The 15,816-nt window shown below is 64.2% G+C and carries 16 protein-coding genes; all 16 read right to left on the reverse strand.

Translation table 11 applies throughout. The annotated features are described in order from the left end of the window. Positions 1 to 91 precede the first annotated feature (91 nt). The 16 genes from HSDC_RS12955 to HSDC_RS13030 all read right to left on the reverse strand — a co-directional run bounded on the left by HSDC_RS12955 (position 92) and on the right by HSDC_RS13030 (position 15,737). On the reverse strand, positions 92 to 682 hold the full coding sequence (locus HSDC_RS12955; protein ID WP_064700506.1) for a HupE/UreJ family protein: 591 nt from the start codon (positions 680 to 682) through the stop codon (positions 92 to 94). A 43-nt stretch (positions 683 to 725) separates the two neighbouring features. Next, the gene (gene ureG, locus HSDC_RS12960; protein ID WP_064700358.1) at positions 726 to 1,367 is read right to left on the reverse strand and encodes an urease accessory protein UreG; all 642 of its coding nucleotides are present in this window, start codon (positions 1,365 to 1,367) and stop codon (positions 726 to 728) included. A gap of 250 nt (positions 1,368 to 1,617) precedes the next feature. Further along, positions 1,618 to 2,307, reverse strand: coding sequence for an urease accessory protein UreF (locus HSDC_RS12965; RefSeq protein ID WP_244534460.1), 690 nt, complete (start codon positions 2,305 to 2,307; stop codon positions 1,618 to 1,620). Next, positions 2,297 to 2,770: an urease accessory protein UreE gene (ureE, locus tag HSDC_RS12970; RefSeq protein ID WP_064700359.1), complete on the reverse strand. Its 474-nt coding sequence runs from the start codon at positions 2,768 to 2,770 to the stop codon at positions 2,297 to 2,299. The genes HSDC_RS12965 and ureE overlap by 11 nt, the downstream gene beginning before the upstream one ends. 58 nt (positions 2,771 to 2,828) lie before the next feature. Next, positions 2,829 to 4,538, reverse strand: coding sequence for an urease subunit alpha (gene ureC, locus HSDC_RS12975; protein WP_064700360.1), 1,710 nt, complete (start codon positions 4,536 to 4,538; stop codon positions 2,829 to 2,831). Then, positions 4,535 to 4,888, reverse strand: a complete 354-nt coding sequence (locus tag HSDC_RS12980) for an urease subunit beta (RefSeq protein WP_064700361.1) — start codon at positions 4,886 to 4,888, stop codon at positions 4,535 to 4,537. Before HSDC_RS12980 ends, ureC begins: the two co-directional genes overlap by 4 nt. A gap of 89 nt (positions 4,889 to 4,977) precedes the next feature. Further along, the gene (locus HSDC_RS12985) at positions 4,978 to 5,280 is read right to left on the reverse strand and encodes an urease subunit gamma (RefSeq protein ID WP_064700362.1); all 303 of its coding nucleotides are present in this window, start codon (positions 5,278 to 5,280) and stop codon (positions 4,978 to 4,980) included. A gap of 160 nt (positions 5,281 to 5,440) precedes the next feature. Beyond that, positions 5,441 to 6,331 (reverse strand): urease accessory protein UreD, encoded by an 891-nt coding sequence (locus HSDC_RS12990; RefSeq protein ID WP_064700363.1) that lies wholly within the window; start codon positions 6,329 to 6,331, stop codon positions 5,441 to 5,443. A 267-nt stretch (positions 6,332 to 6,598) separates the two neighbouring features. Continuing rightward, positions 6,599 to 7,297 (reverse strand): urea ABC transporter ATP-binding subunit UrtE, encoded by a 699-nt coding sequence (gene urtE / locus HSDC_RS12995; protein WP_064700364.1) that lies wholly within the window; start codon positions 7,295 to 7,297, stop codon positions 6,599 to 6,601. Further along, positions 7,297 to 8,136 carry an urea ABC transporter ATP-binding protein UrtD gene (gene urtD, locus HSDC_RS13000; RefSeq protein WP_064700365.1) on the reverse strand — a complete coding sequence of 280 codons (840 nt, stop codon included), beginning with the start codon at positions 8,134 to 8,136 and terminating at the stop codon, positions 7,297 to 7,299. Before urtD ends, urtE begins: the two co-directional genes overlap by 1 nt. Then, a complete protein-coding gene (gene urtC, locus HSDC_RS13005; protein ID WP_064700366.1) occupies positions 8,133 to 9,257 on the reverse strand; it encodes an urea ABC transporter permease subunit UrtC in 1,125 nt (374 codons plus the stop codon). Before urtC ends, urtD begins: the two co-directional genes overlap by 4 nt. Positions 9,258 to 9,263: 6 nt before the next feature. Continuing rightward, positions 9,264 to 10,865 (reverse strand): urea ABC transporter permease subunit UrtB, encoded by a 1,602-nt coding sequence (gene urtB, locus HSDC_RS13010; protein ID WP_064700367.1) that lies wholly within the window; start codon positions 10,863 to 10,865, stop codon positions 9,264 to 9,266. 253 nt (positions 10,866 to 11,118) lie between these two features. Continuing rightward, positions 11,119 to 12,441: an urea ABC transporter substrate-binding protein gene (gene urtA / locus HSDC_RS13015; protein WP_064700368.1), complete on the reverse strand. Its 1,323-nt coding sequence runs from the start codon at positions 12,439 to 12,441 to the stop codon at positions 11,119 to 11,121. Between the two features lie 331 nt (positions 12,442 to 12,772). Then, the gene (locus HSDC_RS13020) at positions 12,773 to 14,299 is read right to left on the reverse strand and encodes a tripartite tricarboxylate transporter permease (protein ID WP_064700369.1); all 1,527 of its coding nucleotides are present in this window, start codon (positions 14,297 to 14,299) and stop codon (positions 12,773 to 12,775) included. Next, positions 14,299 to 14,751, reverse strand: a complete 453-nt coding sequence (locus HSDC_RS13025; protein ID WP_064700370.1) for a tripartite tricarboxylate transporter TctB family protein — start codon at positions 14,749 to 14,751, stop codon at positions 14,299 to 14,301. The genes HSDC_RS13020 and HSDC_RS13025 overlap by 1 nt, the downstream gene beginning before the upstream one ends. Continuing rightward, positions 14,751 to 15,737: a Bug family tripartite tricarboxylate transporter substrate binding protein gene (locus HSDC_RS13030; protein WP_064700371.1), complete on the reverse strand. Its 987-nt coding sequence runs from the start codon at positions 15,735 to 15,737 to the stop codon at positions 14,751 to 14,753. The genes HSDC_RS13025 and HSDC_RS13030 overlap by 1 nt, the downstream gene beginning before the upstream one ends. Positions 15,738 to 15,816 lie beyond the last annotated feature (79 nt).

The raw sequence follows: 15,816 nt of genomic DNA on the forward strand, positions 1-15,816 counted from the left end.
GCTCCCTGCTGATGACGGCCAATCCTCTGACCCCCTGCCAAGCAGCATACCGGCTTGCCGTCCGCCGTGCAGGTTCCGTTACCTGCCAGAATCAGGACAGGGCGAAGAAGGCGCCAATCGCCGCGATCACGGCACCGACAACGCGCAAGGGGCGACTCTGCCGAGCCTGCAGCCAACCGCCGGCCAAGCGCGCGGCCAGGGTGATGGCCAGGGTTGCCAGACTGAAGCCCGCCAGATAAGTGACCAGCGAGGCGCCATGCGGCATCTCGGTGCCATGGGCATAGCCGTGAAAGAGCATGAAGCCCACCACCAACAGGCCACCGACGAGGCTCGGCAGTCTTGCCAGGGTCGCGACCAGGATACCTGCCAGCAGAACAGACAGGGCAATGGCACTTTCCACGCCTGGCAGGCTGATGCCGGCAACGGCCAGTCCGGCACCGATGATCATGCCCCCCACCGCCAGCAAGGGAATAGCCAAACGCGGCCGGAGCGGCTGGCCGAGGCTCCACAGGCCGATGGCCACCATCGCCAGCAAGTGGTCAGGGCCCAGCAGCGGATGTGTCAGGCCAGCCATGAAACCGCCGTGCTCGGCGCCGTGTCCGGGATGTGCCATGGCCAGGCCGGACGCCAGCAACAGGCCGGGAACGGCCAGCCAGACACGAAAATGAGGCAGAAGGGGCATGAGGATCTCCTTGTCGTGATCGAAGGTCTTGAGGTGCAAAGGGTCAGTCATCCGCGGCGCGACGATGCCTGCCAAGCCGGTCGGGCAGCATGCCGCGCTCGAGGAGAAAGTCGACGATGGTATCCAGTCCTATGCCATCGTGCAGGTTGGTGAACACGAAGGGCCGCTCGCCACGCATCATGGTGGCATCGCGCTCCATCACGTCGAGCGAGGCGTGAACCTGCTCGGCGATGTCGATCTTGTTGATGATCAGCAGGTCCGACTTGGTAATGCCTGGCCCTCCCTTGCGCGGGATCTTGTCGCCGGCCGAGACATCGATGACATACAGCGTCAGATCGGATAGCTCCGGGCTGAAGGTCGCCGACAGGTTGTCGCCACCGGATTCGACCAGCACCAGTTCGAGCCCTGGGTGGCGTGCCTGAAGATCGTCGATGGCAGCGAGATTCATCGAGGCATCCTCGCGGATCGCGGTGTGCGGACAACCGCCGGTCTCGACCCCGAGAATCCGGTCGGCAGGCAGCGCCTGATGATGTGTCAGGAAGTCGGCATCCTCACGGGTATAGATATCGTTGGTCACCACCGCGAGGTCGTAGTGATCGCGCAATGCCAGGCACAACTGCTTGAGCAACGCCGTCTTGCCGGAGCCCACCGGACCACCGACGCCTACACGCAGGCAATGTTTCATCTCATTTTCTCCTTGGCCGTCAGGGCGGCTCTGTCAGGTTTGCGGTGCAGCCAGGCCGCTGCCGAATCCACCTCGCGTGGCCGCTGGTGACCCGGTCGAGGCGACGCGGTCGATCTTCAGGGAGGAAGATCGAGGAAAGCCGGCACAGGGCGGTGCCGTCTTTCCGACCACAGGAGACCGACCGAGGCGCCAGGGTTTCGGACGCGGGGCGTGGTGCGCGCAGTGCGCAGGCCTGGCCGGCTTCCATCTGTCAACTTCGAAACAACCGCGAATACTGGGTCTCGTGCAGAGCGCTGGCGAGCGCCAGGCCGGGCAGTGCCGGCCCGAGCTCATCGTCGGGCAGCGTCAACGCCGTCTCGACCGCTCGGGTCAGGGCGGGCCGCATGCGCTCGATGATACGCTGCGCCGCCGTCTGGCCCAGCGGCAATGCCTTGCAGGCCACGGCCAGTTGGTTCTCGAGCCAGGCCCAGGCAAAGCCCAGCAGTGCCGACCGCTCATCGATGTCGCGCCGCCAGGCAGCCAGGCCGAACATCACCACATAGCCTGGTGACTCGGGAGGCCGCGGCGCTGACGGCAAGAGCGCCAGGTTGTCCAGAAGGCGTACCAGCGCAGCACCCAGGCGTTCCTCCTCCTCGAGCAATTCACGGGTCTCGCGGTTGGCCAGGAGCCAGTCGTTCCAGTACGTCAGCGCCGCCGAATCGCCTGCCGCCCAGGCTCGCATGGCACGGGCCAGCACCGGCAGATCGCAATGCATCAGCCCATCGTCGAGCACGCCATGCACCCAGGTCTCGAGGCTCTTTTCGTCGCCCACCCAGCCAAGCTCGAAGGCGCTCTCCAGCCCCTGCGACCAGGCGAAGGCCCCGATCGGCAACGCCGGGCTGACCAGTTGCAGCAGCCCCACCAGCGCCAACGGATCAGGGTGGCCGGATTCAATGGGCATGATCGTGGCCATGATGATGGCGGCCACCGTCGTAGGCGCCAGGCTCGGGATCGAATGGCGCCTCGTGATACTCGAGTCTGGCGCCGAGCCGTTCGGCCAGGGCCTCCAGCACATGGTCCGGCGGGAAGCGCACGAAACCGCCGCGTTCGCCCTCTCCCAGCGCCAGTTGCACATGGCGGTTGCCCAGATGGTAGGCGAGCCTGGCCTGCGGCAATCCGGCATCGACCCATGCCGTGACTACCGGCTCGTCGGCCGCCCTCACCCGGATCACCTCGCCGCTTCCGGCACGCAGGCCGTCGCCGTCGCGCAGTACCGGGCCGCGCTCCAGGAACAGGCCGAGCTCGCGTCCCGCATCGCTCATCGCCTTGAGCCGGCCCAGCACACGACGCTCATAGGGCAACGTCAGGGTATCGGTGGCGCGGTCTGCCGCGATGGGTCCCAGGCGTTCGATCAGTGTCAGCATCGTCGTCGTTTCCTTGCCTCCGGGCTTTCTGCCGAGCATGGCGCTATCTCCACAGGGTTCAGAACAGGTGATAACGCTGCGCCAGCGGCAGCTCGCTGGCCGGCTCGCAGGTCAGCAGCTCGCCGTCACAACGCACCTCATAGGTCTGGGGATCGACCTTCAGGTCGGGGCAGGCGTTGTTGAGCTTCATGTCAGCCTTGCGCACGCCGCGCACGTGGCGACAGGCGGAAAGCTCGCTGGCCAGCCCCAGCCTTTCCTTGATCCCGGCGTCCAGGGCCGCCTGACTGACGAACGACAGGCGCGTGCGGCTCGCTGCCCGCCCCAGCGCACCGAACATCGGTCGGTAATGCACCGGCTGAGGCGTGGGAATGGACCCATTGGGGTCGCCCATGGGGGCCAGAGCGATCATGCCTCCCTTGAGAACCAGCGCTGGCTTGACGCCGAAGAAGGCAGGGTCCCACAGCACCAGGTCGGCCAGCTTGCCGACCTCTACCGAGCCCACCTCGTGGGCAATGCCATGCGTCAATGCCGGATTGATGGTGGTCTTGGCGATATAGCGGCGAGCGCGAAAGTTGTCGGCACCGCGCTTGGCATCCTCTGACAGCAGGCCACGCTGAACCTTCATCTTGTGCGCGGTCTGCCAGGTCCGGCAGATCACCTCGCCGACCCGTCCCATGGCCTGGGCATCCGAGGCGATCATGGAAATCACGCCCATATCCTGAAGGATATCCTCGGCGGCGATGGTCTCGCGCCGGATGCGCGAGTCGGCGAAGGCCACGTCCTCGGGGATCGACGGATCCAAGTGATGGCACACCATCAGCATGTCCAAGTGCTCGTCGATGGTGTTCACCGTGTAGGGCCGGGTCGGGTTGGTGGAAGACGGCAGGACATGGTCGAGGGCGCAGGCGGTGAGGATATCCGGTGCGTGCCCGCCCCCAGCGCCTTCGGTGTGGTAGGTGTGGATACCGCGCCCCCGGAAGGCGGCGAGTGTATCCTCGACGAAGCCCGATTCGTTCAGGGTATCGGTATGGATGGCGATCTGGACGTCGAAGCGCTCGGCCACGCTCAGGCAGTTGTCGATGGATGCCGGTGTGGTGCCCCAGTCCTCGTGCAGCTTGAGCCCCATGGCGCCCGCCTCGATCTGGGCGTCGAGCGACTCGGGCAGACTGGCATTGCCCTTGCCGAGCAGGCCGATGTTCATCGGTAACTCATCCACGGCCTGGAGCATCCGGCCGATGTGCCAGGCGCCTGGGGTGCAGGTCGTGGCATTGGAGCCAGTAGCCGGTCCCGTGCCGCCTCCCAGCATGGTGGTCACACCGCTGGACAGCGCCTCCTCCACTTGCTGTGGGCAGATGAAGTGCACGTGTGAATCGATGTGACCGGCGGTGAGGATCTTGCCCTCGCCGGCGATGATCTCGGTACCGGGACCAATGACGATCTGCACATCGGGTTGGGTATCGGGATTGCCGGCCTTGCCGATGGCGGCGATGCGTCCGCCCTTGAGTCCCACATCGGCCTTGACGATGCCCCACCAATCGAGGATCAGCGCATTGGTGATCACGGTATCCATCACCGCATCGTCATGGCGCTGGCGCTGGCTCTGGCCCATGCCATCGCGAATCACCTTGCCACCGCCGAACTTCACCTCGTCTCCATAGTGGGTGGCATCGCTTTCCACCTCGATCCACAACTCGGTATCACCGAGCCGTACCCGATCCCCCGTCGTCGGTCCGTACATATCGGCATAGGCTTGCCGGCTGATCCTCATGATGACGCTCCCTTGCCGTCGGTCCCGGCAGTCGCGGGCGTGCTGGAAAGCGGCCCCATCACCTCACCGCGGAAGCCGAAGACATGCCGGCTCCCCGCATAGGGAATCAGCGTGACGTCGCGGCTCTGCCCGGGCTCGAAGCGAATCGCCGTACCGGCGGCCACGTCCAGGCGATAGCCTCGTGCCCGATCACGCTCGAACACCAGGGCCGGATTGACCTCGGCAAAGTGATAATGGGAGCCGACCTGGATAGGCCGATCGCCGGTATTGGCAACCTCGATGGTGATCCGCGGTCGTCCTTCACAAAGCGCAATCTCGCCATCCTGGAGCTGGTATTCACCGGGAATCATAGAGCTCGTCCCTCTTCGATGTGTGGCTGTCATCAACGGCTGAAACGGAACGCACGAAGCCAACGCCGCATGGCCGAGTGCCGCCAGGCTCAGACGATGGGATCGTGGATGGTGACCAGCTTGGTCCCGTCCGGAAAGGTGGCCTCCACCTGCACCTGATCGATCATCTCGGCTACCCCTTCCATGACATCGTCGCGTCCGAGGACCTCTCGTCCTTCACTCATCAGCTCGGCCACGCTGCGGCCGTCACGGGCTCCTTCCATGATCCAGCAGCTGATCAATGCCATGGCCTCGGGGTAATTCAACCGGAGGCCGCGATCACGCCGCCGCTCCGCCAGCAGTCCCGCCGTGAACAGCAGCAGCTTGTCCTTGTCGCGAGGGGTCAGTTCCATAGCAGTAGCTCCCGAACCATGTCGTTGATCTTCTGTGTCCTAGATGTTGCAACCAAGCTGGAAGAGCGGCGCTCCGCGCCTGGAAGCGGGAAGCCGGAAGAAACCCCATTGCCTGGATACCGGAGACTTCCAGCTTCTGACTTCAAGCTTCCAGCTCCCATCATGTCTTCCAGATCCGTGGCACCTGCGCCTCGCGCCCCGCCAGTCGTGGCCGCAACACCGTCCAGGCCGCTTCGCACAACGACCAGGCCTCGTTGCGCGCATCGCCCAGATAACGCAACAGCAGAACCTCGTTGCGGGCCGTGACGGCCCAGCGTCGCGAACTCGGCAAGGCATCACGCAAGGCCGCGATGGCGTCTTGTGGGTCGTCGAGCCCCACTGCCCAGAGCGAGGCCTGGACCGTGGCGCCACCCTGCCCCCAATGACCAAGAAAGCGCGGATGATCAGGGTCCAGGGGTTGTCGCTCCCGCCATAGCGGACGCCCCTCCCGTGTCATGTGAAAGCGTTGTTCCAGGTATCCGGTCGCAAACGGCAAATGACTCGCCGGCCGTCCCAAGGCCAGCACCTCCCAGCCCAGACAACGGGCCTGGCTGCCGAGCTCGATGGTCGTCGTCTGCCTGCCCCGCGAGCCATCGAAGGCAATGGTCTCCTGGGGCAGCCACTCCAGCAGGGCGTTGTCCGCCACCCGCAATCGAGCGTTCTGCTCCCAGGCCACGGCGTGGCTGTCCGTTCGGTAGAGCTTGTTGGCGGCCGGCGTGGTCAACAGCGCCTGGGCACCGGCTGCCACCTCGACCTCGATGTTCAGCGCATCGCCACTGACCACCCCGCCGGGCGGATGCAACAGATAGACATGGCAAGTCCCCGTACGCCCTTCCGGATAAAAGGATCGCTGGACGCGTAATGGGCCCCGATGATGCGCCCGCACCAGGCGGGTACGGCCATCCGCATGAGCATCGAAGCCCAGTTCCAGCGAGGCCGCCCAACGGCGATGACCATCGAAACGGTGACCGGACTCGGTGGTCGACGGAATGGCGCGCGGAATGGCCGTCATTGACGAGGGTCCTTATGCATCCGGTGGCAATCATTGCCTCATACTGAGCAAGCCGCGTACCAATCTGGTGAAGTGACGAAAAAACCATTTTCAATCATTGGGTTACCTTGTACACAGAAAGGTATCCAGCTACCGGCATGCACCACAGCAACCGGTGAACAGCCCGCTTTGCGCACCATCCGAGTGCGCAATAGCCCCAATTGCACCGACACAGAGCAAAACGCCCGCTGCGGTCGACACCGTGGCGGGCGCTCGTGGCGCCAGAACCTAGACAGTCAAATGCTCCTTGATCAGCGCATCGGAGAGCTCGCCGATGTCGCCTCCGGCCACCGACCGACCGCGGTCCAGGATGGCAAAACGATCGGCGTACCGGCGCGCAAAAGGCAGTTTCTGCTCCACCAGCAGCACGGTCAGGCCGTCCTCGGCGATCAGCCGGCGGATCACCTCGCCGATCTGGGTGACGATATTGGGCTGGATGCCCTCTCCCGGCTCGTCGAGGATCAACAGACGCGGCTCCAGCACCAGGGCGCGCCCGATGGCCAATTGCTGCTGCTGGCCGCCGGAGAGGTCGCCACCGCGGCGATGACGCATTTCGGCCAGCACCGGGAAAAGCTCATGAATGCGCTCGGGAATCGACTTGCGACCGTCGCCACGTGCGGCCAGGCCGGTACGCAGATTTTCCTCGACCGTGAGCAGCGGAAATATCTGTCGGCCCTGGGGCACATAGCCGATGCCCAGTCGCGAGCGCTCCTCCACGCGCTTGCGGGTCAATTCCACGTCGTCGGCATAGCGGATACTGCCGGAGGCCGTGGCCACCTCGCCCATGACCGCCTTCATCAGCGTGGTCTTGCCGACCCCGTTGCGTCCCATCACGCAGGTGCACTGCCCCGCCGGCACCTCAAGGTCGAGATCCCAGAGCGTGTGGCTCTCGCCGTAGAATTGGTTGAGCGTGTCGATGCTCAGCATCAGGCGACCTCCTCCTCGGTTCCCAGGTACACCTCGACCACCTTGGGATCGCTGGCGACCCGGTCCATGCTGCCCTCGGCCAGCACGCTACCCTGGTGCAGTACCGTCACGGTGCGCGCGATGGAACGCACGAAGCCCATGTCATGTTCGACGACCACCACCGACTGCCTGCCCTTGCCGGCCAGGCCGGTGAGCAGCTCGGCGGTGCGCTCCATCTCCTGCTCGGTCATGCCGGCCACCGGCTCGTCCACCAGCAGCAGGCGCGGCCGTTGCATCAGCAGCATGCCGATCTCCAGCCACTGCTTCTGGCCGTGGGACAGGATGCCCGACGGCGCATGACGCAACTCGATGAGGCCAATGGTCGCCAGCACCTCCTCGATGCGGTCGCGCACCTCGCCGGTCAAACGCGCGGTCAGCGTGGGCAGAATGCGCTTGTCGGCGGCCATGGCCAGCTCCAGGTTCTCGAAGACCGTCAATGCCTCGAACACCGTGGGTTTCTGGAACTTGCGGCCGATACCGAGGCTGGCGATCTCCGGTTCGTTCATGGTCAGCAGGTCGTGACGGCTGCCGAACCACGCCGAGCCGGTATCGGGTCGGGTCTTGCCGGTGATGATGTCCATCATGGTGGTCTTGCCGGCCCCGTTGGGACCGATGATGCAACGCAGCTCGCCGTCGTCGATGGTCAGGTTGAGGGCATCGATGGCCTTGAAGCCGTCGAAGCTGACACTGACGTCTTCCAGATAAAGGATGGGACCGTGGCGCACGTCCACCGGCGACGCCGCCGGCGCCAGGAAGTCGAAGACGCGATCGCGATCGGCCAGGGATTGCAGGAAACTCATGTGGCAGCCTCCCCTGCGGTCGGTTGTGATGTTGCGGCGCGACGCCGGAGACGCAGGCACAGCAAACCGGCGATGCCCTTGGGCAGGAAGACGGTGACCAGCACGAACATGCCACCCAGGGCGAACAGCCAGGCATCGGGCATCACCCCGGTGAATACCGTCTTGGCATAGTTGACCAGCAGCGCGCCGATCACCGCCCCGTAGAGGGTGGCGCGGCCGCCGAGCGCTACCCACAGCACCACTTCGATGGAGAAGATCGGCGAGAACTCGCTGGGATTGATGATGCCCACCTGGGGCACGTAGAGAGCGCCGGCCAGCCCGGCAAGCATCGCCGAGACCACGAAGACGAACAGTTGGAAACGCTCGACCCGATAGCCCAGAAAGCGGGCTCGCGCCTCGGCGTCGCGGCAGGCCACGCTGACCCGGCCCAGCTTGCTGGCGACGATCGCCCGGCACAGCACATAGCCCAGTGCCAGAGCGATGCCGGTGGCGAGGAACAGTCCCAGCCGGGTGGCGTCGCTTCTCAGGTCGAAGCCCAGCAGCTCGCGGAAATCGGTGAGGCCGTTGTTGCCACCGAAGCCCATCTCGTTGCGGAAGAAGGCCAGCATCAGGGCAAAGGTCATGGCCTGGGTGATGATCGACAGATACACCCCGGTGACACGCGAGCGAAATGCCAGAAAACCGAACACCAGCGCCAAAAGGCCCGGCGCCAGCAACACCATCAAGAAGGCGAACCACGGCATGTCGAAGCCCAGCCAGTACCAGGGCAGGCTGTCCCAGTCCAGGAACACCATGAAATCCGGCAGCACAGGGTCTCCGTAGGTACCCCGATCACCGATCTGTCGCATCAGGTACATGCCCATGGCATAGCCGCCCAGGGCGAAGAAGGCGCCATGGCCGAGGCTGAGAATGCCCAGATAGCCCCACACCAGATCGACGGCCACCGCCAGCAGTGCATAGCTGAGATACTTGCCGAGCAGCGTCACCGCATAGGTGGAGACATGCAGAGGATGGCCCGCCGGCACGGCCAGGTTGAGCAATGTCACCAACGCCAGGGCGGCCAGCAGGATGCCCAGGAACAGCCGGGTGGCGCGCTCACGAAAAGGTCTCGTCAACCACATGGCGAATCAGCCCTCCGCTGCCCGGCCCTTCTGCGGAAAGAGTCCGCGGGGGCGCTTCTGGATGAACAGGATGATGAACACGAGCACCACGATCTTGGCCAGCACCGCACCAGCCCAGGGCTCGAGGACCTGGTTGATGACGCCCAGCGACAGGCCGGCCACCAGGGTTCCCCAGAGATTCCCCACACCGCCGAACACCACCACCATGAAGGAGTCGATGATGTAGTTCTGGCCAAGGTTGGGGCCAACGTTGGTGAGCTGCGAGAGCGCCACCCCGGCCAGTCCCGCCACCCCGGAGCCCAGGGCGAAGGTCAGGATGTCCACTCGAGTGGCGCGGATGCCCATGGCGCGTGCCATGCTGCGGTTCTGGGTCACCGCCCGCACCTCCAGGCCCAGGCGGGTACGTCGCATCACCAGCATCAGGACGGCGAACACCACCAGAGCGAAGCCCAGCACATAGAGGCGATTGAGGGTCAGCGAAAGACCCTCGTTGAGCATCAGCGAGCCGCTCATCCACTCCGGCGTGACCACGGTACGGTTCTGCGGCGAGATCACCGTGCGCACCAGTTGTTGCAGGATCAGGCTGACACCAAAGGTGGCCAGCAGGGTCTCCAGCGGTCGTCCCTTGAGGAACTGGATGACACCTCGCTCGATGACCACTCCCGCCAGTGCCGCCACCAGAAAGCCAGCGGGGATCGACAGCAACAGCGCCAAGCCGGGCTGGCCGGGCAACAGTTGCTGCATGGCCCAGGTGGTGTAGGCACCGAGCATTATCAGCTCGCCATGGGCCATGTTGATCACCCCCATGACACCGAAGGTGATCGCCAGGCCGATGGCCGCCAGCACCAGAACCGAGCCCAGAGAGAGGCCAAAGTAGAGCGTCTCCAGGCCCCGGTTGAGCGCCATCTTCTGCTCGATATCGGCCATGGCCGAGGTCGCGGCAGCGGCAAGCTCGGCATCCTCGCTGCGGCTGGCGGCATTCAGCGCCGAGCGTACCTGGGCATTGAGGCTGCCGCTCAAGGTCTCCACCGCTTCGACCTCGCCCGCTTCCAGGCGCTGAATGGACAGGGCCTGCTCGAGCAGGCGACGCACCTCGGCGTCCTCTTCACCGTCGATGACCGCCCGGATTGGCTCGACCAGGCCGGCATCGACAGCGCCAAGCAGCGCTCTGGCCGCCTCGCGACGCTCGGCGACCTCATCGGCATGCAGGTCGAGCACCGCCAACGCGCCCTGCAACTGGCCGCGCAGGGCATTGTTGATGCCGATGCGGTCAAGATCGCGGCGCGACATCTCGCCGGCGTCCTCGAAGCTCAGCGCATCGACCACCGGCCAGTTGCGGCCGCGATTCTCGACGACCACGACGAAACGGCCGGTGTTCTTGTGGCGCTGCAGCTTGCCGCCGAGCAGCGCCTCGAGCCAGCGGCGACTGCGCGCGTCGCCGCTTTCGATGATGGCCTCGATCGCCTCGCCCTTCTCGGCGTAGGAGGCGGTAGCGAGGGGATCCAGCAAAGCCTGGCCGGGATCGTCCTGCGCCTGAACAGCCAGCGGCAGGCCGCACAGCAGGCACAGGCACAGCAGGCCTGACAGGAAGCGTGGGAGCATCCTCATGGGCGTGTCCTGTATGAAGCAGGGAGATGACATGATCCATCGGACCGGCGTTCGCCAAGGCAATCGCTGTTGCCCGCAGCAAGGGGCGCCAGGGACAAGCCGAAGAGGAGGTCCGACGTCATGGATGACGTCGGTAGCGCCCAGGGATGGGTTCACAGCGCCTCCTCGCAGGCTTGTCGACGGAACAGCCCCGAGCTACCGCGTTCTTCGATAGTCCAGGGTGTAGCCGGCCCTGTGGCAGTGACGAGGCTGATTACTCCTGGGATGCCTCTTCCTCGGCCTGGCTGCCGCCGCAGCTACCGCGCACCACGTTGTAGTTGCCGCATTCCATGGGCTTGCGCCAGTCGCTGATCAGGTCCCTGGAGCCATCCAGATAGTCGGACCAGGCGTCGCCGGCCACGGTGGAAGGCGTCTTCCAGACGACGGAGAACTGGCCATTGTCCTGGATCTCGCCGATCAGCACCGGCTTGGTGATGTGGTGGTTGGGCATCATCGTCGCGTAGCCGCCCGAGAGGTTGGGCACCGAGACACCGACGATGGCCTCCTTGACCGCGTCCACCTCGGTGGTGCCTGCCTTGCGCACCGCCTCGGTCCACATGTTGAAGCCAATGTAGTGCGCTTCCATGGGATCGTTGGTCACCGCCATCTCGTCGCCGGTGTGCTCTATCCAGGCGTCGATGAAGTCGTAGTTGGCCTCGGTATCGACGCTCATGAAGTAGTTCCAGGCGGCCAGATGGCCGACCAGCGGGCCAGTGTCGATGCCGGTGAGCTCCTGCTCGCCCACCGAGAAGGCGACGACCGGGATGTCGGCGGCATCAATGCCCTGATTGCCAAGCTCGCGGTAGAAAGGCACGTTGGCATCGCCGTTGATGGTGGAAACCACCGCGGTCTTTCTGCCCTCACTGCCGAAGGCCTTGATCTCGGAGACGATGTTCTGCCAGTCCGAGTGTCCGAAGGGCGTGTAGTTGACCGTGATGTCCTCGTCGGATACGCCGAATTCGTTCTTCAGATAGGCCTCGAGGATCTTGTTGGTGGTACGCGGATAGACGTAGTCGGTGCCGGCCAGCACCCAGCGCTCGACGCCGACCTGATCATGCAGGTAATTGACAGCAGGAATCGCCTGCTGGTTGGGCGCCGCCCCCGTGTAGAAAACGTTCTCGGAAGATTCCTCGCCCTCGTACTGCACCGGATAGAAGAGCAGGCCGTTGAGCTCCTCGACTACCGGTAGCACCGACTTGCGCGACACCGACGTCCAATTGCCGAAGATGACGTCAACCTTCTCCTGAGCGAGCAGTTCGCGGGCCTTCTCGGCAAACAGCGGCCAGTCGGAGGCGGGATCGACCACTACCGCTTCCAGTTCACGGCCCAGCAGGCCACCTTCCGCATTCTGCTGCTCGATCAGCATCTCCACGGTGTCCTTGAGCACCGTTTCGCTGATCGCCATGGTGCCGGACAGGGAATGCAGGATGCCCACCTTGATGGGATCTTCCTCCGCCAGGGCAGGTGTGGCGACGGCCAGGCTCAATAATGGAGCGGCCAGCCAGTGAGGTCGCATGGCGGGACGACGTGAGGTCATGGTGATCTCCTTGCGATCCGGATCATTGTTATCGGAAGTCAGTGATCGACAGTCAGGGCATGCGCCGAGCGCACCCTGCCCGCAATCCTTTGCAAGGGTCGCGCCAGAATCACCTTTCATGTGATTATTGCTTTGATGTCAGGCCAATAGCGCGTCTCGCCACCTATCGCATCTTCTCGATGTGCTGCCTTGGTGCAGTCAACGAGCGGCCATTGCCTCGAATCAGTGCCCACATCGTCCGCTCTGCACCGCTACCGTGCGACCCATAACAAGACGGGGGGCACTGGCCATGCCAGTGCCCCCCGTCAGGGAATCGCCGGTACTGAAAGGTTCAGTCGCCTTCGGGACCTCCCGTCCCGGTAGCGACCTTCATCCGCCGACGCAGGATGGGCCCGACGATATAGGGCAGGATCAACCCCAGGCCGGCAAACACCCACAGGCCGATGGCCAGACCACTGTTCCAGAGCACGGTCCAGTCACCGTCGGAGATGTCCATGGCATGCCGCAGGTTCTTCTCCATCTCCGGCCCCAGCAACAAGCCAAGGATGACCGGCACCAGCGGGATCTCCAGCTTGCGCAGCACATAACCGGCAACGCCGAAGGCCACCATGAAGTAGAGGTCGAAGGTGGTATTGCTGATCGAGTAGATGCCGACAAAGGCGATCATGGTCACGATCGGCAACAGATACATCGGCGGTACCGACAGCAGCTTGACGAAAATCCCCACCAGCGGAATGTTGAGCACCAGCAGCAGGAAGTTGCCAATCAGCAACGCGGCGATGACGCCCCAGACGATGTCGGCGTTCTGGGTGAACATCAGCGGTCCGGGGGTGATGTTCAGCGAGATCAGCAGCGCCAGCAGCACGGCGGTGGTGCCGCTGCCCGGTACACCGAGGGTTAGCATGGGCACCAGGGCACCGCTGGAGGCACCGTTGTTACCCGCCTCGGGGCCTGCGACGCCACGCGGGTCACCCTCGCCGAAATACCCCTTCTTGCCGACGACTTTCTTTTCCAGCGTATAGCCGATGAAACTGCCCAGCGAGGCGCCCGCCCCCGGCAACACGCCGGCGATGAAGCCCAGGATGCCACCCCGGATGCTCGACGGCATGATCTCGCGAATGTCCTTCCAGGAAAGCGTCAGCTTGTTGACGGCCATCTTCTCCTTGCCGCCACCGGCCTTGTCCTCGATGAAGAACAACAACTCGGAGATGGCGAACAGCCCGACGATGGCGATGATGAAATCCACCCCTTCGTAGAGTTCCAGCACGCCGAAGGTGTAACGCTGCACCCCGGTGGTATCGATGCCCACGGTGGCAATCATCAGGCCGATGCAGGCCGCCACCACCGTCTTCATCGGGTTCTTGCCGGTAATGCCGCCCAGGGTCGCGAAGGCCAGCAGGAAGAGCGCGAAGTACTCGGCCGGGCCGAAGGTCAGGGCGAAATCGGCCAGCAAGGGAGCCAGCAGAATCAGGCCGATGGTGGCAATCAGGCTGCCCATGAAGGAGGCCACGGCAGAAATCGCCAGGGCTTCGGCGGCCTTGCCCTTCTTGGCCATCGGGTAGCCATCCAGGCAGGTCATCATTGCCGGTTCGTCACCGGGTATATTGAGCAGGATCGACGAGATGCGCCCACCATACATGGCACCCGCGTAGACCGCGGTGAGCATGATCATCGCGGTCTCAGGCTGCAGCCCCAGCGTGAAGGCCAGCGGAATCAGAATCGCCACGCCGTTGGCCGGCCCGAGGCCCGGCAGAGCGCCGATCAGGGTGCCGAGAAAGGCCCCCAGCAAGGCGAACATCAGGTTGTGCGGTGCCAGCGCGACCGCAAAACCGTCCATCAGATAACCCAGAGTTTCCATCAGCCAACCTCCAGGAACGACAGCAGACCCAGCGGCAGCGCAAGGCCAAGGGCATAGTTGAATACCAGGAACACCACCACGCCGGCCACGGCGCCGGTCACATAGGCCTTGGGCAGGGTCGCACCCATCCGCCAGCACAGCGTGCCGACTGCCAAGGTAGTGCTGATGATGAAGCCCAATGGCTGCAGCAGGGCCGTGTAGAGCAACAGCACCACCACGGCAATGACCAGCTCGACGCCGGTACGGCTCCAGGGCCAGGCGTTGTCCGGGTCGGGCCGCACGATCAGGTAAAGGCTCGACACCGTCAGCACTGCCGCCAGCAGATAGGGAAAGGTCTCGGGACCGACAGCCTCGCTGCCGCCAAACGGTTCGGGAAACTGGGTCGCGCCCCAGCCGTACGCGACGGCCAGGACGATCATCAGAATACCGAAGATACGGTCATTGAAGGTCATCACTTGATCAACCCGATGTCCTTGGAAAGTGTCTCAATGTCATCGATCTGGTTCTTGACGAACGTCTCGAATTCACCGGCGCTCATGTGGAACGGCATCAGGCCGTTCTGCTTCATGACGCTTTTCCACTCCTCGCTCTGGTAGATGGTGTCCATGGCATCGGTCCAGTACTCCTTGGCGTCGTCGGAGATATCGGCCGGCATGTAGAAGCCACGCCAGTTGGGACCGACGGCATCGATGCCCTGCTCCTTGGCGGTGGGGATGTCGCTGAACTCACCGGGCAGGCGTTCCTCGGAGAGCACCGCCAGCACCCGCAGGTCGCCCGACTCCATGAACCCCTGAGCCTCGGTGATGTCACCGGTGAAGGCATCGACGTGGCCGCCGACCACCTGGGTCATGGCCTCGCCGCCATTGTTGTAGGAGAGATAGGGAACTCGCGGCAGGTTCTCCACACCGGCGGCCTGAGCGGCAATCAGCACCTTGAGATGATCCCAGCCTCCCTTGGCGCTACCACCGGCGAACTTGACGCTGCGCGGGTCCTCCTTGAGCGCATCCATCAGTTCCGGCAGGTCGTCGTACTCGGAATCGTCGGACACGGCGATGATGCCGTAATCGGCCCCCAGAGCACCGATCCAGTTGACCATGTCGGCGTTCATGCCCGGGAATTGCCCTTGGGCCAGGCGCGTTGTCGTCGCCGTGGAAGCGGCCACCAGCAACTGGTCATCGCCGGCGCGCTTGCTGACGGTGTGCGCATAGGCCACGCCACCGCCGGCACCGGCCATGTTGATGGTCTGCACACTGGCCGGCACCAAGTCCAGATCTTCCATGACCTTGCCGACACTGCGGCAGGTGAAGTCCCAGCCGCCACCCGGGTCGGCGGGCGCCAGGCATTCCATCTTGCCCTCCGGCTCGAAGGCCATGGCAGAACTCGCGCCGGCCGTTAAGGCGACGACGGCGACAAAAGTGAGCGGCGTCTTGATGGACATTGTTGTTGTCCCCTGAGGTCAATGAAATGGAGATCGCTTGAAGGACGCTGACGGCTAGCTTACAATTCTGTAAGGCAGA

The organism is Halomonas caseinilytica (assembly GCF_001662285.1).
Lineage (GTDB): Bacteria > Pseudomonadota > Gammaproteobacteria > Pseudomonadales > Halomonadaceae > Halomonas > Halomonas caseinilytica.